Source organism: Flavihumibacter sp. UBA7668 (genome assembly GCF_002483205.1).
Lineage (GTDB): Bacteria > Bacteroidota > Bacteroidia > Chitinophagales > Chitinophagaceae > Flavihumibacter.
The window spans coordinates 346115-366082 of the sequence record NZ_DLHM01000005.1 but is presented as its reverse complement, the minus strand read 5'-3'; the positions used below and the strand labels follow the sequence as shown (position 1 = coordinate 366082).

9 protein-coding genes are annotated in these 19968 nt (G+C 44.9%); 6 read left to right on the top strand and 3 right to left on the bottom strand.

Annotated elements, in window-relative coordinates:
• Positions 1-3420: a glycosyl hydrolase gene (locus B2746_RS13645; protein WP_290794949.1), complete on the bottom strand. Its 3420-nt coding sequence runs from the start codon at positions 3418-3420 to the stop codon at positions 1-3.
• 229 nt (positions 3421-3649) lie between these two features.
• Between B2746_RS13645 and B2746_RS13640 the strand changes: the two genes are divergently transcribed.
• From B2746_RS13640 to B2746_RS13615, 6 genes are all read left to right on the top strand, one after another.
• A complete protein-coding gene (locus B2746_RS13640) occupies positions 3650-5179 on the top strand; it encodes a sulfatase family protein (protein WP_290794946.1) in 1530 nt (509 codons plus the stop codon).
• Between the two features lie 27 nt (positions 5180-5206).
• A complete protein-coding gene (locus B2746_RS13635) occupies positions 5207-9145 on the top strand; it encodes a hybrid sensor histidine kinase/response regulator transcription factor (RefSeq protein WP_290794943.1) in 3939 nt (1312 codons plus the stop codon).
• 99 nt (positions 9146-9244) lie between these two features.
• Positions 9245-12346, top strand: a complete 3102-nt coding sequence (locus tag B2746_RS13630) for a SusC/RagA family TonB-linked outer membrane protein (protein WP_290794941.1) — start codon at positions 9245-9247, stop codon at positions 12344-12346.
• Positions 12347-12349: 3 nt separating this feature from the next.
• Positions 12350-13900, top strand: a complete 1551-nt coding sequence (locus B2746_RS13625; protein WP_290794939.1) for a RagB/SusD family nutrient uptake outer membrane protein — start codon at positions 12350-12352, stop codon at positions 13898-13900.
• A gap of 5 nt (positions 13901-13905) precedes the next feature.
• Positions 13906-15309, top strand: coding sequence for a sulfatase-like hydrolase/transferase (locus tag B2746_RS13620; protein ID WP_290794936.1), 1404 nt, complete (start codon positions 13906-13908; stop codon positions 15307-15309).
• A gap of 4 nt (positions 15310-15313) precedes the next feature.
• Positions 15314-16963, top strand: a complete 1650-nt coding sequence (locus B2746_RS13615; protein WP_290794933.1) for a right-handed parallel beta-helix repeat-containing protein — start codon at positions 15314-15316, stop codon at positions 16961-16963.
• 4 nt (positions 16964-16967) lie between these two features.
• Here the strand turns inward: B2746_RS13615 and B2746_RS13610 are convergent, their stop codons facing one another.
• Complete coding sequence (locus B2746_RS13610) at positions 16968-18398, bottom strand: AAA family ATPase (RefSeq protein ID WP_290794931.1); 1431 nt, start codon at positions 18396-18398, stop codon at positions 16968-16970.
• A 117-nt stretch (positions 18399-18515) separates the two neighbouring features.
• The gene (locus B2746_RS13605; RefSeq protein WP_290794928.1) at positions 18516-19868 is read right to left on the bottom strand and encodes a sulfatase family protein; all 1353 of its coding nucleotides are present in this window, start codon (positions 19866-19868) and stop codon (positions 18516-18518) included.
• Positions 19869-19968: the final 100 nt, after the last annotated feature.

Below are 19968 nucleotides of genomic sequence, written 5' to 3'. Positions count from 1 at the left end.
TCACTCAGTCCCAATGATCAACCGGTACACCTTAACCATACCCTGCTGATCAACTCTCACCATGTAAACGCCCTTTTTCAACATCGGCAACCGGTAACCGGTACCATTATTTATTACTCTGCGTTCAAGCAAACGGCCACTCAAATCCAACAAAGAAACTCTTGCATTTTCGAGTCCCGGTATATATACTATTGAACCAGCTCTGGCCGGATTCGGATATAAGGAACCGGTGTTCATGTCCTTTTCTGCCAGTGCATCACTGCGGATACCAGCAGATGGTAAAACAGTCAGCTCAACCGGCTCTTCAATATCGATCCTGTCAATAAACGGTGCATCGCTGCCAGCAACCGGTCTGATCTCAATGGTATTGGGACCAGCAATCAAAGTAATTGTTAACACACGTGTGGTGGGAGAACCTCCATTGAAACACCAGGGACCGGAAGCCGCAAAGGAATAAAATACCGGACTACCGTTGACCAATACCCGCAGACTACGTTGTACGGCACTCATGTAATGAACCGTCAGGCGATAGGTGCCTGCTTTGCTAACATTTACTTCACTGAATCGTACCCCGCCTGTTGCCAGCCGGCCCATGTTCACCATTTCTCCATTGGATGAAGTAGCACATGCAACAATCAAAGAGCCCGTCAGTAATTGAGCTTCTTCCGCTTCAAAAGACTGTGGTCCGCTTTGCAGGATCACATCCGGATCAATGGATGCAGGTGATTGTCCGGCTGGCATCAATGCCACCCGATCGATTTTCACACCGCCACTTGCATAGGCCAGGGTAAATTCATGTGATCCTTCTTCCAGGAATAAATAATTCTGCACATTCTCACCCAACAGCGCGGGATCATAACGAACCCATTTCCATTCAAAATCAGGCTGCACACCTACCGACCAGCTGGTGAAAGAGTCAGTTCCTTTTTTCCACCAGAGTTTATTCGCACCTTCTTCCTTATGCTGAATTTTTGCCCAGAACTGATAAGCACCGGAAGCACTAACGTCAACGCTAAACCGAAGCTGACCTGCTTCATCCGGAGCAGCATCAACAGAAACTGCTGAACTGCTAATAAACTGTCCGCCAATAGCTGTGCTGTTTGTCTCCACTGTCCAGTTAGCACCTGCAACAGCTGCTTCTGCCTCGGCAAACACAGGATCACCAGTACCCGCAGCACCCCATACAAAAGGAACCGTATCACAATAGCCGGCAGGTTTGGAAGGTTCCCCCACATCTTCACTACCGGCTATAAAGGCGATCTGATCAAACTCCGTAACGCCATTCACAAAACCCAGGCTCACGCGGTTTTTACCAGCCTTGAACCGATATAGTCGGGGGAAGGACTGCCAGGCAAATGTTGTGTTGGTAAGGGCAACTACAGAATCCACGCGGTCGTGATTCACCTGGATCGCCATCGCTCCATTTTGCCTGGTCCGTACCCAGATTCTAAAATTATTTTCTTCTGCTACCTCAAAATCAAAATGCACCTGTGAAGAAAGGCTGCTGCCGGCAGCCACAGCCAAGTTACCTTTCAGGAATTTTCCATTGGACGCAGTGGAAGCCTCCCCTACTGTCCATCTGTTACCTGGAAAAGAACCACATTCCACTTCATATACAAATTGCTGTTCCTGGAAAACTGGCAAAGGCTGGTTCATTGCAGACAAATTATTTGGCGATACAAGCGCAGAATCAGTCATAGATGCAGCAGCAACATGATCTCTGTAAATCTGTCCGATATTGGTGATAGCACCTGTTGCATCAAAATAATTGGAAGGAGCTACGGTATTGGAACCATAAGCAGGATTCGGTTCGAAATAGGCATACCGCTCCACATAGGAGAGCGTATCCAGAAAAGGCAGCGCCAGTTCCAGAAAAGCCGCATTCACACTGTTCTCCCTGTTTGGATTGGCATTGAACTCGGTAATCCAGATGGGCAACTGGTATTCATCATGTACGCGTTGCAGATAGGCTTTAAACCGATTGAATACTTCCTGCGGATTGGCATTGGGAGAATTGGCAGGAGAACTGCCCCAATCATACCAGTGCAGTGCCAGGAAATCAAAGCGCACATCGCGTTCTTTGGCAATACGCGCAAACTCGCGCAGCCAGGTACTGGGACCATTTTCACGAGGTGCGGGTGTGCCTAACCGATAGCCGGTTTGCATCAGGCGCTCATAATAGGCAACCGCGGTGGCAGGATCGCAAAGGTTATTGAACTGCCCGGACTGATCCTCACAATTATCAGACTCATTAAAGCCAAGCAAATGGGTAGTAGAAGGTTTATCAATGAGCAACTGAATATTATTGGGTGCTGTTCCGCCTGCTCCCCAGGCCATGGGAACATATTCATAATTCCCGTTTGATAACTCACCTAATCCCCAGTTATAATACCAGCCTGCATCCAACGGATTGTTCTGAATTTTTCCACCTGTTCCTTTTTTGGCAACCCAGTTCCAGGGCAAAACGCGGATAAAGGAAACCTCGCCACTCAAAGACAATGGAAGGTCTGCCAGGTCCAGGTCTTTTTCAGAGGCAATGAAGACCTGGCTTTTGCCGGTTCCATTTCCATTTACGGCAAGGGTAGCCATAAAGCCCCGCTTTAACTTAAACGACCGGATAGCATTATTGAGTCCGCCTGGAATGGAACCCGCAGAATAAATAGTATTCACACCAACCGTAGCAGCCGAACCTTCAAAACCCGACTGGCTGAAAACTTCCAGTGGCCTGAAAGCAGCGGGATTGATTCGCACCACTGAACCCTTCTGGTAGTATTGATTCATCAGCAACTCGCTGGCACTACCAGGCACGGCTAACCGAACCATCCAGGAACTCAGTGGAAGAGCCACCGTTTCAAGGGGATTCAATTGATCAAAATACACCCAGGAGCCGTGATCTTCCAGGCTGATTCGCAGACCAGTTGGAAAATTGGCTCCCTGCACCCGAACCGTACTTTCATTTGATAAATGCAGCGTACCACTTAGTCCGGCTCCAACCTGTAACTGTGCATTATCCAATGTAAGTCCTTTATCGAGGCAACTGAATACCAGCGGAGCCGTCAGTTGAACAGCTACGCCGGAAATCACCATATTAAATGGTATTGGTTGCCCGGGTTGAAGGGTACCGGCTACCGGAATTTTGTCAGTTAAAGGGTGTTCATCGCCGCGACACACAAAAAACTTTGTAGAAACACCGGGGCCACATCGGGTAATGGAAGAATCGCTCTGTTGAACTTTTCGTTTTCCTTCCCGCCAGTTAGATTCATCAAAAAAATCGGTACTGGATCCGCCCACCCAATAGAGATAGGTTGCGCGGTTATCACAGGGGCTGCCCGGCGACTGGGCTGCGCCAGAAAACCAGCCCAACAGGAGTGCCAGCAGGCAGCCAACCAGGCTAAAACGAGAGGTAATTTTTTTACTCATAACAATCAATTTTGGTTTGCAATCGATGAGCAGTAAAATACTCCTGGCCAATTTTAACCCTGGGGGGTATTCGGGTCAGTTTCCAAGTCAAATCCTGCATTTCCAAGCCAGGAGGTAGCAAAAACCATGAAATGCATTATTTGTCCCCCTACCTGACTGAATCCACCCTGCTTCCGGCAGGAGGATAAAATAAATTGCTACACACTACTGAATTAGAAAACCGATTGTTATGCCTAAAATCAACACCCACCTTTTCCGCCTTTTCCTGATTGGTTTCTTACCGATGGTGGCCTGCCAAACTCCGGAACCCCAACAACCGAATATCATTCTCTTTTATGTAGACGACCTGGGGTATGGAGATCTGGGTTGTTATGGAAGTCCCGCTGCTGTAACTCCTTTTATTGACAGCCTGAGCAAAACCGGCATTCGGTTTACCGATGCCCACAGTCCGGCTGCTACCTGCACCCCCTCCCGTTATTCCCTGCTGACAGGAGAATATGCGTTCCGGAACAACGCAGCCATCCTGCCCGGAGATGCGCCCCTGCTGATTAAAGAAGGAAAACCCACACTGCCTGCCTTATTGAAAAAAGCGGGCTATGCTACCGGGGTAGTGGGTAAATGGCACCTGGGACTGGGAAATGGAAAAGTGAATTGGAATGAGGAGGTAAAACCGGGTCCGCTTGAAATCGGATTTGATTATAGTTTTCTGTTGCCCTCTACCGGCGATCGGGTACCCAGTGTATACCTGGAAAATCACCGGGTAGTGAATGCGAATCCAACTGATCCGATTGAAGTGAGCTATACACAAAAGCTGGATGGCTATCCCAACGGAATTGACAGTCCGCAGTTGCGCAGACAGGCTGCCGACCTGCAACATTCCAATACCATCGTAAATGGCATCAGCCGGATCGGTTATATGAAAGGCGGAAAAGAGGCGCTCTGGCGGGATGAGGATTTCCCCCGGGTTTTTACAGAAAAGGCCGGCAAATTCATGAAAGAAAACCAGGAAAAACCTTTCTTCCTGTTTTTCTCCTTCCACGATATACATGTACCCAGGTTACCCAATGAAGAGTTCCAAGGAAAATCGGCTATGGGTGCCCGTGGGGATGCCATTATGCAGATGGACTGGACCGTGCAACAGGTAATCGCACAATTAAAAGCACTGAACCTGGAAAAGGAAACGATTATCATTTTTACCAGTGATAATGGTCCGGTATTAGATGATGGATATGAAGACCAGGCAATAGAATTATTGGGATCCCACAAGCCCGCCGGGCCCTATCGCGGAGGCAAGTACAGTGCCTTTGAAGCTGGCACAAGAGTTCCGCTTATTATTACCTGGCCGGGGAAAATTGAAGCGCAAACTTCAGCTGCGCTGGTAACCCAAATTGACCTGTATCGCTCACTGGCCCGACTAATTGGAATTCCGGTTCCTGAAAATGAAGCCATCGACAGTGAGGACCAGTGGGCAGCCTTCAGTGGAAAAACAAAGCAAGGGCGGGACTGGATGCTGGAAGAAGCCTACACGCTGAGTATCCGAAATGCTAACTGGAAATATATTGCGCCCCATGATCAGAACAAAAAACTGCCGGATTTTATGGCCAATAAAGGGATTGAAAGTGGCGTAGCGCATGAACCTCAACTCTTTGACCTTTCGAAAGATCCGGGAGAAGTCAGCAACCTGGCAACAGCAGAACCCGTCCGGGTTCAGGAAATGCAGGCAAAAATTGATGAGATCAAAACCAAAACTGCAAACTAGTTCCATTTACATTTGTTAAAGATTCCAATGGCTCGATTGCTTGCCCTGTTAACAAGAAGGCTTCTGATTGCCTGTTTCCTCCTGCCTCTAACCATACAGGCGCAGGAAGAATTTTCCATTGATGTGCTCAATGTGAGAAAGGGATTGTTGAGCAATTTCGTAACCCGCACCATCAGCGATGATAAACAATTTAAATATTTTGCAACTGAAGCCGGCATATCCAGGTATGATGGGTATACATTTCAGCATTATCGTCCGGCTCCGGGTTCGAAGGCATTGGCCAATGAAAACATCGAAACCCTTTATCATTCAGTAAGAGGGCATATCTGGATTGGTACCAAAAGCGGGGGATTGAGCCGCTTGCTCTTAAACAGCCAGGAACTGGAAAACTGGAATGAGCTGTTTCAAAACTTTACAGAAAAACCGCTGCGCATCATTTCACTTACGGAAGATTCTGCAGGACATGTATGGGTGGGCACCTGGAATATGGGTTGCTTTAAAATTGATGTGGCGAACCGCAAAGTGCTCGAACATTTTCCTTCCAACAGTAAGATCTATAACCTGCTCTGTGATTCAAAAGGTATTATCTGGTACACGAATGGAAATACCCTGTGTCGTTACAACAGCAAAGACGGATCCTTGCAGCGCTTTCCCCAGCCCTTCAGTGTTTATAATATTTGTGAGGATACCGCCAGAAAACGAATCTGGTTTCTGGGTAACCTGGAAAGCCAGGTACGTTTGCGTTATTTCGACCAGCTTGCCGGCACGATAACAGAAATACCCACGAATATCAACGCCCGTTTTGCCCTTTCACTGGCAGTGGACCAGCAACAACGAATCTGGTTTGGAAGCTGGGGCAATGGACTCTATGTCAGTGATCCGGGAGTGAATACGTTTGAACGGATCAATACCACCATGCGGGAAGGGTACGTGAAAAACAACAACCACAATGCCATCCTTCATATCTATTTTGATTCGAATGGCATTGCCTGGCTTTCCACTTCCTATGGGGGCGTATTAATCATGTATCCCAATAAAGGATTTTTACATCTTGCTAACAATGAAAAAACAGCATTGCCGGATAATAATGTGGCTGCCATCGGGAAAACTAATAATAATGAATTGCTGTTGGGAGGTATTTCGCAGGGCTTGTTTAAACTAAGTGCCGGAACTGATAAAACCTTTAGCAGAGCCGGCAAGTTACCAGCTACCCGAATCAACCAACTTTACAAAAAAAATGGAAGTGAGTTTGTGGCAACCAATGATGGACTTTTTTATTTTGCTTCCGGATTAGATCAATCCCAACTCCATTTATTCCCAACAGAAAAAATAACTACCGCCTTTCTCTCCGAAAAACAGGAACTATGGCTCGGCACGCAGCAAAGCGGTCTCTGGCGTATCCCCTTTCAAAACAAATCCGATACCTCCGGTGCTGTTCATTTTACAGAAAATGCCAGTCGCCCATTACAGGTTGAGAATGATCGGATCAATCGTATCCTGGGAGAAGAGTCGGGTAATATCTGGATAGCAACTTATTCGGGACTTAATTACTGGGATCAGTCAAAACAACAACTCTATTCTCACCGTGAATTGTTCGGCGATGCCTTACCTAATTTAATTATCCACGATATTTTACTGGATGGATCAACACTCTTTCTGGCCACACCAAATGGATTGTATAAAATTAAGCGCACACAAAACCAGCCTGCACTGCGTATTGAAAATTTTTTCAATGAAGAAAACGCATTGGTCAATCAGTTCATCTGTGCCCTCGAAAAAGATAAAAATGGAAATATCTGGTTTTCTACTACTACCGGAATATCCAAATTGAATAATCACTCAGGTATATTTCATCATTTCGGAAAAGCAGATGGCGTACAAATCAATGCTTTTCACATCACTTCTTCGTACCATGATGAAAACGGGCAACTTTATTTCGGTGGCGATAATGGATTGTTGTACTTCAATCCCGAAACAGTAGTAACCAACTACCAGAAACCATCGATTGTTTTAACGAAGCTGGATATCAATAACGAAATAGTACCTGTTGCCTTCCAATACGCGAATAACATACAGCTCGACTACGACAATAATAATTTCAGTATTCAGTTTTCGTCCAATGATTTTCTTGGGACTGAAAATATCGGGTATGCATATAAGTTAGAACCTGCTCAAACCGGGTGGATGCAGTTGGGCAAAAAAAATGAATTGAATTTTACCGGGTTAAAAGCAGGCAACTACAGACTGCTACTCAGGGCTAACCGAAATAACCAGGGATGGGGAAATGTGCAGTCTCTTAACATACAGGTAGCTTATCCGCCCTGGCTTTCCTGGTATGCATGGATAATTTATGCGGCAATGGCTGCGCTCATATTTATTGGATTGCGAAAGCTGAACCTGCGTCAGAAGAAACTGAAAACAGAATTGCAGCGGGTACAGTTTGAAAAAGAAAAAGAACATGAAGTAAATGAAGCCAAGATCAATTTCTTTACCAATATCTCGCATGAATTCAGAACGCCACTAACATTAATTCTAAGTCCCAGTATTGAGTTATTAGCGCAACCGGATTTAACCTCTCCGGAGATTCAGAAAATTTCGCTGATCAAATCCAATGCACAGAAACTGCTTAAACTGGTAAACCAGTTGCTTGATTTCCGAAAGTCGGAGCATGGCTTATTACAATTGCGCCGCCAGCGTGTGGACCTGAATGAAGTACTCCGTGGCCTGGTTAGAGATTTTGAACCGGCTGCTGTGAGTAAGTCGATTCAACTAAAAGCAATTCTGCCAGAAAGCGCCACCTGGATGGAAATTGATCAGGAGCAGCTCGAAATGGCTATTGGTAATCTTATCAGCAACGCAATAAAATTCACTTCGAAACAGGGATCGGTAACTATTAAAACCGAAACGGAGAACCAGAATACCCGCATACTGGTAGCAGATACCGGTATAGGAATTGAAGCATCGGATCTGGAGAAAATATTTACCCGTTTTTACCAGGCATCCAACCAATCGCATCATGAAGGAGGCAGTGGTATTGGACTCGCCTTTGCGAAAAACATAGTTGAATTACACAATGGAACCATTGAGGCATTAAGTTATCCTGGAAAAGGGTCGGTATTTACTATCAGCATACCTGCAACAGATCCGGCACCGGTAGAAAAATCAAAAACATCGTATCACCAGAATAACCGCCCGCTGGTATTGTTGATCGACGACCATGAAGGTATCCGCAGGTACCTGAATGAGTTGCTGAAAGATGAATATGAACTACTGGAAGCAGCAGATGGCTCAGCCGGCTTGCGACTCGCATTGGAAACAATTCCCGACCTCATCATCAGTGATGTCATGATGCCGCATATGAATGGCATTGAACTATGTTCTGAAATCAAAAGCAATATAGCCACTTCCCATATACCGGTAGTATTACTAACTGCACGGGCATCGGAAACCTATGAATTAAACGGACTGGAAACAGGAGCCGATGATTATATCACTAAACCATTTAATCCGTTAGTGGTGAAAATGCGGGTGCACAACATGCTTGAAAACCGCAAACAACTCAAAGCTTATTACCAAAAGAAAATCCGCTTTGAACCGGATAGCACGGAACTGGTCGCCGACAATCTTGATGAACTATTTCTTCACAAAGCCATCGATTTAGTAAACAACAATATCCAGAACGAAGCATTGGGAGTGGAAATGATGGTAGATCATCTTTTCATGAGCCAGAGTACCCTGTATCGGAAGATCAAATCACTAACAGGGTTAAGCCTGACCGGCTTTATTCGCTCAATAAGACTGAAAAAAGCAGCACAACTGATCCTGCAATCGAATATGAAAATGAATGATGTGGCCTTTGAAGTGGGCTTCAACGACTATAAATACTTCAAGAAATCCTTTCAGCAACAATTCGGCTGTCTGCCTTCTGAATACCGGGAGAAAATTTCCCAAAGCCTTCAGAATTAGGACGTTTTGAACGATTAAACCTCCTGATTGAACCCATTGCCCCCCTCAAATTTTTTGCTTTCAACCAAATTTGAAGGGTAAATCAAAACGATGCTTGTTATGTGGAAACAACTTTTTCGCAAGCGCTTTGCAACACTGCTAACCTTGCTGCTTTCCGTATCTGTGCTCCATGCACAAACGGAAAAACGTCTCACCGGTACCCTGCTTTCCTCACGCGATGGAAAACCTGTGGAAGGAGTTACCATTCAATTATTACCGGGCTCGCGCTCAACGATTTCAGATGCCAATGGTAAATTTTCCATTGCGCTTGAAAATGCCAAATCCGTCCGGATTAGTTCTGTAGGGTATCAAACCATCACGCAGGCAATTGGACAGAACTTTGATCTGACACTAACACTGGAAGCGGAATCCGGCTCCATGGATGAAGTGGTAGTGGTAGGTTATGGTGAACAGAAAAAAATCAACCTGACCGGGGCGGTTGAAACCATCCGGTTTGATGATGCAGTAAACCAGCCCGTAACCAATTCCGGACAACTGCTATATGGTAAGGTTGCCGGTGTTCAACTCACACAGTCCAACGGTTTGCCAGGCGCCGACAATTCCAGCATCATTATTCGTGGTGTTGGAACTTTTGGAGCCAGTACACCGCTGGTTGTAATTGACAATATTCAATACAACGGACTCGCAGAGTTTAACAGCCTTGCTCCTACTGATATCGAATCCATTTCTGTTTTGAAAGATGCCTCTGCTTCGGCCATTTATGGAGCAAGAGGTGCCAATGGCGTAATTCTGGTGACCACCAAAAGGGGTGCTAAAGGCAAGAGCAGTTTTGATTACAATAATTACTTTGGATTTCAGCGCGTAACAGTAGTACCTGAATACCTGGATGCTGTTAATTACGCATTGCTGAGAAATGAACGCGATATCAATGCGGAAGGTGCAAATACCAATATACGATACGATCAGGCGGCTATTGATGCGATACAAAATGGCACGAGTCCGGAGCGATATGCCAATACCAACTGGGCCAATACCATCCTGCGAGATGCACCTGTTCAGCAACATTATCTTTCGTTTTCAGGTGGTAACGAAGCAACTACATTTCGTTTATCTGCAGGTATACTCAGTCAGGATGCCATCGTTAAAGGCAAATTCAAAAATGCCCGGTACACCTTTGGATTAAGCCTTACCAATAAAACAACCAAATGGTTAACCATCACCAATAACACCAATACTTTCTGGTCGAAGTTCCGTGGACCTTCAGGCGGACCCGATGCCATTACCGGTGAAACTGGTATTATTAATCAATTTCAGCGATCCGCACCAACTGTGCCGGTATTTTATCCGAATGGAGAATATGGCATTGTGGATGGTGCCTGGCAAAATACCAATTTCTCCCGCCCCATTACCAATCCTATTTTACGTGGACAGTTTGGTGATTATGAAAATGATAATATCAATATAAGCAGCCGTCTTGCCGCAAAAGCAAGTTTCCTGAAATATTTCAGTTTTGAAACCAGTGGTGCAATCAATATCAATATTAATAACACATCGAATTTCAGTCCCACACGAACCGACCGCGCCTGGGATGGCACCATTGTAAATGCGAATGATCTCAATTCATTGCGGAATGAATTCGGATTTTTTTACCGCCTTCAAAATGAAAATATTCTGCGCTACAGTCAAAACTTTGGAGATCATATATTGACGGCATTAGCCGGACATTCGGTTATCTATGATAAAACCGATGGCTTCCAGGGTTCCCTGCAGGGCTTTCCATCTGATGCGATTCAGGAATTTGATGGTGGTGGAGTAATCAACCCATCTGTTTCGGGAGGTGCCAATGAGGTAAGTCTGCAATCCTTCTTTGGCCGTATCAATTATAATTATGATGATCGCTATCTGCTTGAATTGAATCTCCGCAGGGATGGCTCTTCCAGATTTGGTCCGAATAATCGCTATGGAACCTTCCCCTCTGTATCAGCAGGATGGAATATCGGACGCTCTAAATGGTTTGAAAACATACCCAGTATCAACAACCTGAAATTGCGTGCCAGCTGGGGTTTGAGTGGAAACGACCGGATAGGTAATTATATCTATGAGCAAACTTATAACAGCGGATTGGATTATCATATTGGAAATGATGTGGTAATCCCGGCAGTGGCGCTTACGTCGCTGGCGAACAGCAGAATTACCTGGGAAACCATTGAGCAATTCAATGCAGGCATTGATCTTGCCATGTTCCAGAACCGCTTCTCTTTTTCCGCAGAATATTTCAGGAGAAGAAGTTTTGATATCCTCTATACAAATTTTCCGATTCCCAATACGATTGGTGTGACCAACCTGGCCGCGCAGAATGCTGCCAGCATGTTGAATGAAGGAGTTGAACTGATTGCTGCTTATCGCCAGAATTTTGGCAAACTGCGCATGAATTTATCAGCCAATGTAACAAGGATGGCTGTTAATAAAGTAACGGGTCTTGGTCCTGATGGAATTGAAACCATCGGCGCCAATTCCATCATCCGGATAGGGCAACCACTGAATGCATATTTTGGTTACCAGGCACTGGGAATCTTTCAAACGGAGGATGAAATCGCCAATGCACCAGTGCAGTTTGGTTCTGCATTGACCAAACCCGGAGACATCCGCTATGCTGATATTTCAGGTCCGGATAAAACTCCTGATGGAAAAATTGACGCGAATGACAGAACGATCATAGGCAATCCTTTCCCGCGCTGGTTGTATGGATTCAACAGCAGTTTTGAATATGGCGGCTTTGATTTGAATATGGTATGGCAGGGTATCGGAGATGTAGACCGCATCCTGAATTCCAATGGTCAGTTGCCAATGATTGATGACAGGAACAATGCGCTCTCTTACTGGCTCAATCGCTGGACACCGGATAATCCATCGAAGGAATTACCCAGACTGGGAGGTGTAAACAACAATACTATTTCGAGTTTTTATGTTCAGGATGTATCCTATTTCAGGTTACGTAACCTTGAATTCGGTTATACCTTACCAGCGTCACTTACCCGGAAAGCAGCCATTCAGCGTTTACGCATTTTCGTGAGTGCACAGAACCTGTTCACGTTTACGAAACTGGAAAATTTTGATCCGGAAAGAGCAACGGGCGGAGCAACCGACCAGCAGACACCGCTTTATAAAGTATTCACAACCGGCCTTAACGTTAAATTCTAAGTCATGTTAAAACGCACTATACATTTATTACTGCTGAGTTCAACTGTATTGTTGTCTTCAGCTTGCAGTGAAAAATACCTGGACAGAAGTTCTTTATCGCAATTGGCGGAAAACAATTTCTGGAAAAATGAACGAGATGCACAATTGGGGGTAAATGGTATCTATGAAGCCTTGCAGGATCGAGTATTATACAGCGGAACGCTCAATGGTCCGGCGGGTATTCCCATATTTGACGGGTTAACCGATAATTGCTTTGGCAGCTATAAGTTTGAAGGACCGGGTAATTTTATGGAAGGCAGAACTGATCCGGCCAATTCCTTTTTCAATCTTTTCTGGACAGCTAATTATAAAGGCATTGCCAGGGCGAATGCAGCCATTGCAAATATTGAAAAGATACCGGATGCCGATATAACGGCGGAGAGCCGGGCCGCATTGATCGGCCAGTCAAAGTTTTTACGGGCTTTGTTCTATTTCAATATTGCGCTCTACTTTGAAGAAGCACCACTCATACTGGAAGTACAGACATTGGAAACAGCTTATGTTGGCAAAAACAGTTACCAGGAAATTACCAATGCCATCATCCAGGATTTGACGGATGCAGCGGCTGCTTTGCCGATGAGTTATACCGCAGATAAATTTGGGTATGCTACCAGGGGTGCGGCTTTGGGATTGCTGGCAAGAGTTCAGTTATACAATAAGAATTATGATGCTGTACTGGCAGCAACTGAACCAATGTTGAATATGGGTTACGGCTTATACGGAAATTACAGTAATCTCTTTAGTCTCGCCGGAGAAATAACACCAGAAATTGTTTTTTCGGTTCGGTTTATACAGGATCAGAGTAATAACGGCGAAGTATTCTCTGCTACCTTCCTGGGAATTCCAAAAGTGAATGTGCAACCCATGCGCAATCTCATCCGGGATTATTACTGTACAGATGGATTACCAATTACCAGTTCGCCGCTATATAGTCAGGCGAATCAAAAAGAAAACAGGGATCCGCGCCTGACGGCATCTGTCTATTTCCAGGGAGATATATTTATAACGGATTTAGGAACTGTTTTTCGTGGTAATACCGCAACCACATTTGGTCAGAAAAAATACCTGAGAAACAGTGCCTCAGCAACAGGCATCCCGGTAGGTTCACCAGGTGGCCAGGATTTTTATGTAATTCGATATGCAGATGTATTGTTAATGAGAGCAGAAGCTTTAACGGAATTAAATCGCGCGGCAGAAGCCTATCCGCTGGTGAATGAAGTAAGAGCAAGAGTGAACATGCCAGCAGTAGAAGCAGTGGAAGGCGCTGATTTATCCCAGGAACAAATGAGGGAAGTCGTTCGTCATGAAAGAAGAGTGGAATTTGCTTTTGAAGGGTTGCGTTTTTATGATTTGAAACGCTGGGAACAAATTGAACAGGCATTCCAGCGGGCAGATGCGGATCCGGTACCACCCTATGCGCCTGTATACCAGGGCAGAAGATCAGAAGTATTCCCTATACCGCAGAGTGAAATAGATGCAAACAGAAACCTGACTCAAAATCCGGTTTGGAATTAAATTGTATGAAAAAACTACTCTTAACAATAAGTCTGGCTGGAAGCTGTTTGCTGTATAACGGCATCCTGTATGCGCAACAGCAAACGGCCCCCAATATCATTATAATACTTGCTGATGACCTGGGCTACAGCGACGTAGGCTTTAATGGAAGCAAGGATATTCCAACGCCGGGAATTGACCGGATTGCGAAAAATGGAGTCACCTGCACCAATGGTTATGTATCCTTTGCTGTATGTGGACCAAGTAGGGCAGGATTAATCACCGGAAGGTATCAGGATCGTTTTGGCTTTTCACGAAATCCACTGTATGCGCCCAAGGATAGCACGATGGGATTGCCATCATCTGAGCAAACCATGGCAGCACTGCTGAAAGGAGCCGGCTACAGGACAGGTATATTGGGTAAATGGCACCTGGGCACACATCCATCGCAGCATCCGAATAGAAAAGGATTTGATGAGTTTTATGGGTTTCTGGATGGAGGTCATCATTATTTTCCGGAGTTATTGGTATTGCGGGATCATACGGAATCCAGAAGTCAGAACGATGGTTATAAAACCAAACTGATACGGAACCAGCAGGTGGCAGAGGAAACAGAATACCTCACAGACGCATTCAGTCGCGAAGCTGTTCAGTTTGTCAAATCGAATGCGCAACAGCCCTTCTTTCTCTACCTGGCTTACAATGCGCCGCATACGCCCATGCAGGCATCAGAGAACTATCTGCAACGGTTTTCGCATATTAAAGATCCAAAGAGAAGAACCTATGCAGCCATGGTAAGTGCCATGGATGATGGAATCAATGCATTGCTGAATACATTGGAAGAGTTGAAACTCGATGACAATACCCTTATCTTTTTTTTATCGGATAATGGCGGTCCCACCAATGACAATGCCTCCAATAACAAACCCCTGCGTGGTGCGAAAGGTGGATATTATGAAGGCGGGATACGGGTACCCTTTGCCGTGCAATGGAAAGGGGTGTTACCCGCCGGGAAAGTCTATGATATGCCGGTCATCTCCCTGGATATATTTGCTACGGCTGCAGCATTGACAAAACAGCAGCCTATCAACCCAATTGATGGCGTTAACCTCCTTCCCTATTTGACAGGTACAGAAAAATCACCGCCACATAAGGCCTTGTACTGGAGGGGTCCGAGAAAGGAGTTGTATGCAATCCGGACAGTGGAGGACAAACTGATAATTCAGGAAGGATCTACAGAATTGTTTGACATCCGCATGGACAAGGAAGAGAAGAATAACCGGGCTGGTTCAGCGGGAGCTGCCCTACCGGCACTGGAACAACTGCTGGCAGCCTGGAAAAAAGGATTGGTACCACCGGCTTTTCTGGGTTTGCTGGAAAATGAGGAGTACAACAAACTACACCCCGACCGATTTAACTTCAAAAAATAAGGACTTGAAAACATTGGCACACCTGGGCGCAGTTTGGCTGAGTCTCTTACTGTCTGTATCACAGGCAGGCGCAACCGATTATTTTGTCAATAATAACACTGGAAAGGATTCTAATTCAGGAGTAAGCAGGGAGGCTGCTTTCCAGAGCCTGGAGAAATTGAGTAACATGCAATTCCAACCTGGAGATAAGATATTCCTGGCAGCCGGACAAACATTCAAGGGTGAACTCAGACTGGTGAACCAGCATGGAACAGCAACTGCTCCCATATCCATTGAGAGTTATGCCTGGAAGGGAGCAACCGGCTACTTTACCATTGATGCAAAAGGAAAAGCCATAGGAATATTAATACAGGACGGTAGTTATATCAGGGTCAAAAAAGCAAGGATCATTGCTGATGGATATATAACTGCTCCTGGTGAAACAGAAACCATGCGGGTGGGTGTGAAACTGGAAGCAACAGCTTCAAAAACCTGTCATCATATTGAACTGGACAGTCTGTTGATAGAACAGGTATATTTTGAAAACAAAGGATTTAAAAGGGATGCCGCGGAAGTTAAAACTGCCAATGGATCACAGCGTTACGGATGGGGCATCCGCCTGATGGCAACAAAAGCAGGATCGGAGATCCGTGAAGTGGATATCCGGAATTCAATTGTACGGGAGTTGAGTCATACCGGAATCAAATTGACCGGGATGGCAAAAAATATTCAATGGATCCGGATTCATGATAACCAGTTGAGTCATACCGGCGGACCGGGGATACAGATGAGTGAAGTCAAAAATATTCATGTGTATCGCAATTCGGTTGATCATTCCGGGAGTAATACGGACAGCAGAAAATGGAGCCGTGGAAGCGGACTCTGGACCTGGAGTGCTTCCCATGTATTGATTGAGCACAACCGATTCACGAATGCCAACGGCCCGGGTGATTCGGCCGGTGCACATATCGATTTCAATTGTGATCATATCGTACTACAATATAATTTCAGCGCCAATAATGCGGGCGGATTTTGTGAGATACTTGGCAATAATTACAACTGCGCTTACAGGTACAATATCAGTGTAAACGATGGCCATCGGATAAAAGGGAAAAATGGTGCTTTCCAGGAGGGAAAACTTTTTTGGCTCAGCGGGTACCAGGGAGATAAGCAACCGAAACAAGGCCCGGTGAACAGTTATTTCTACAATAACACAATGTATGTATCACCTGAACTGATGTCAAAAATTGCGATAGAGGCAAGTTCAAAAGGGATCCTCATCATGAACAACATATTTTATGTGATGGGAGGATCAAAAATGGTACTGGGCGATCAGAATAAAAAGGATGATACTGCCAGTAAGTTACTGGATGGTATCGTATTTAAGAACAATCTCTGGTATGCTGCCAGCAGCTGGCCTGCAGATGCGCCTATCAGAGATGCAGAACCGAAATTTGGGAACCCATCATTTATACGACCGGGAGGCATGCGCGTGGAAGATTATATACCTGTTGCCACTTTATTGATTCGCGAAAAGGGTTTACCCGTTAAGTTACTACCTGGAGATTATCAGGGGTTGTTACAGGGATTAAATCCAACGGTTGATATACTTGGTCATCCGGTTGGAGATATCCCGCCAATTGGAGCAATAGCACCATCCTCAAATACATATTAACTGATTAAAACAACTCATCCATTACCACCTCATTTATGATGCGACCGGTGGAATGAATATTTTGCTTTACACCATAGGTGGTGATCATTGTTGGGAAAACTGTTTTTTTTATTTTCATGTGCTGCTTAAACACCTGCACTTTTTTATCAATTTCCGTCGCGTATTTTTTATCGATCACAAATTCTGCAGTAGAAAATTTCATTTCACAAAGATTGATACAATAATCAGCCCGGTCCAGCAATAAATCAATCTGAACGCCTTTTTCTCCTTTCTTTGGATGGTAGCGCCATGCAGAATGTTCTGTATAGACTCCTGAAATCCCCAGGGCGTGTTTGATCTTATTCACATGTTTCTGACAAACAGATTCAAATGCAAAACCACACCAACTGGTATAGGATGCCGATCCGGATAACCGAAGCCAGGTTCCAGCACCGGAAGCACGGGAATCTTCGATAAATTTCAAATAGAACAGACTATACTCGTCTGTAAGCTTGAATATGGCATCCCGTACGCGCCGGTCATAAGGAATATGCTGCGAAATAAAACCGGACTGCTCCAGTTCATCAAAAACTTCCGTTATCCACCCACCGGTTGTAAACCCGCAGGCTTTGATGATCTCCGGCCTGGTCATACCTCCCGGTTTTTTGGAAAGCGCTCTCACAATTGCTTCATGATTGCCGGCATTCGCAAACAGGGAATGATACAAATCCTTAAACTCAGTACGAAGAAACCCATTTTTTGCAAAGCAGAGTTTATCGATGTTTTGCGTGGCACTCTCTCCTTTTTTCACCTGCTTTAAATAATGCGGAATACCTCCCATTGCCATGTACAGTTGCATCACCTGATATCTGTCCAACCTTACTCCATGATGATCTAGAAATCGTTCTGTTTCTGTAAGCTTAAAGGGCAATAAGCGGATTCTATGTGTCACCCTGTTATGTAATCCCCCCCGGTCATTGAAAACCTTTTTAATCATCCAGGATGCAGCAGACCCACAAATTACTACTTTAAGATGCGGAATTCTGGACGCTCTGGTATTCCACCAGTATCCAAATGCCTGAAGAAAACCTGATTTTGGTGTACTTAGCCAGGGCATTTCATCAAACAGGGCAACGATCGGATATTTTTTAGGCAGGCTCAGAAGAAAACTATCCAACTTTTGAAATGCGTCCATCCAATTATGAGGGGGTGCGGGAGGAACAGCCATTCCCATTGCAGTTTGAAGTGAACTGCTGAAATTCGCCAAATGTTCGCGCAGGCTGGCATTATGAAGGCCAGTCATTTCAAACACCAGATTCTCGTAAAAATAGTTACGAACGAGATAGGTTTTACCAATTCTCCTTCTTCCATAGATGGCAATCAATTCTGCTTCATTTGAAAAAAGAGCAGCCCCGAGAATCGCTTTTTCCTCTTCTCTTCCAATTATAATTTCCATTTACAAAATATTTATAATCCGCCACAAATGTATAATTTATACCACTTATGGCGGATTATAAATTTTTATACACCGCCACAACTATATATTTTAGACCACTTGTGGCGGATTATAATATTAATACTTTCTGTCGGTACCAGCTCCTGCATCCCCCTGAAGATTCATCCATTCAGTTAATTTAAGCTGAAGTTTATCACTGATTTTTTGATAAGCAGGCGTACCGGCAAGATTATTTAACTCATATGGATCCGTCTGCAAATCATACAATTCAACCGCCGGACGGATCATAATCCGATCGGTTAGTTGTTTAGCCTGCGCTGAGGTTTCCGAAAGCCGCAGCCAGGTAGTCCAGTAATTCTTCTGCCTGACAGTATCCATCATAAACTTGTTATGATATAGAAGTGATGGATCAAGGTTCCGAATAAATTTATACCGGTTATCACGAATGCTTCGGATCGGATAGGGCGGACCTTCCGGTGTATTGTTATGAATACCATAGGCATAATCGCGGTGCATGTTTTTCTTCCCAGCCAATACAGATGAAAAACTTTTACCGTCCAGTCCGGGTATAGGTTTACCACCCGCCATTGCTACCAGTGTTGGCATAATATCTTCGTACTGGCAGATAGCCTGAGATTCTGATGCTGCTTTCACTTTACCGGGCCATCGCACTATCATTGAACTATATTGGCCATTCTCCCAGAGATTCCATTTACCACCAGGAAACTGCGGCCCCTGTTCACCCAAAAAAATGAAAACGGTATTCTCTTTCCGGCCGGTTTCATCCAACAGCGTCATCACTTCTCCTACCTGATTATCCAGCCTGCGTATTTCGGCCAGGTACCTGGTAAAATCACTGCGCACATCTCTTGAATCCACCCAATGCGGAGGCAGCACCAGTTTATCCGCATCAAATTCAGAAGGATCACCCATGGTCCAGGGCATATGCGGATTGGTGCTCATGATAAACAGGCAAAATGGTTTCGCCTGTTGTTCTTTCATAAACGCTGAAATCCCGTCCAGCGAATAATCATCTGTATTGGCAACGCAATTCTTTTCAAAACCTTCAATTATTTTAAAAGGGAATACGGACTCCGGTTTTGTACTGTGATCCTTTCCGGTTAACGCCACCGTATAACCGAGATCTCCCAGATAATGACAAATACTTTTCAGATCATTCCGATCCACCCGCTTATGATTCTGAAAAGACCCATGCCGCATGGGATATAGTCCCGTAAATAAGGACGCCCTTGTTGGCACACACATCGCTTCTGATGCAATCAGCCGGTTAAACTTCATTCCCTGTTTTGCGAGGGCATCAATATTTCGAGTCTGAATATTCTTACCGCCATAACAACTCAGTTGTTTGCTATCCAGATCATCTGCCATTATAATTACAAAATTCGGTCGTTGGGCAACAGCACTTTGTATGCATAAAACAAAGAGAAGCAATCCTGTAAATTTCCACATATAGCTAAATTTTTATTGGCAACAAACAAATTAATTCAATTGACAGGGCTCATAGTTTCAGTTTGTATCAAATTATCGTCAATATGTATCAAACCGCAAA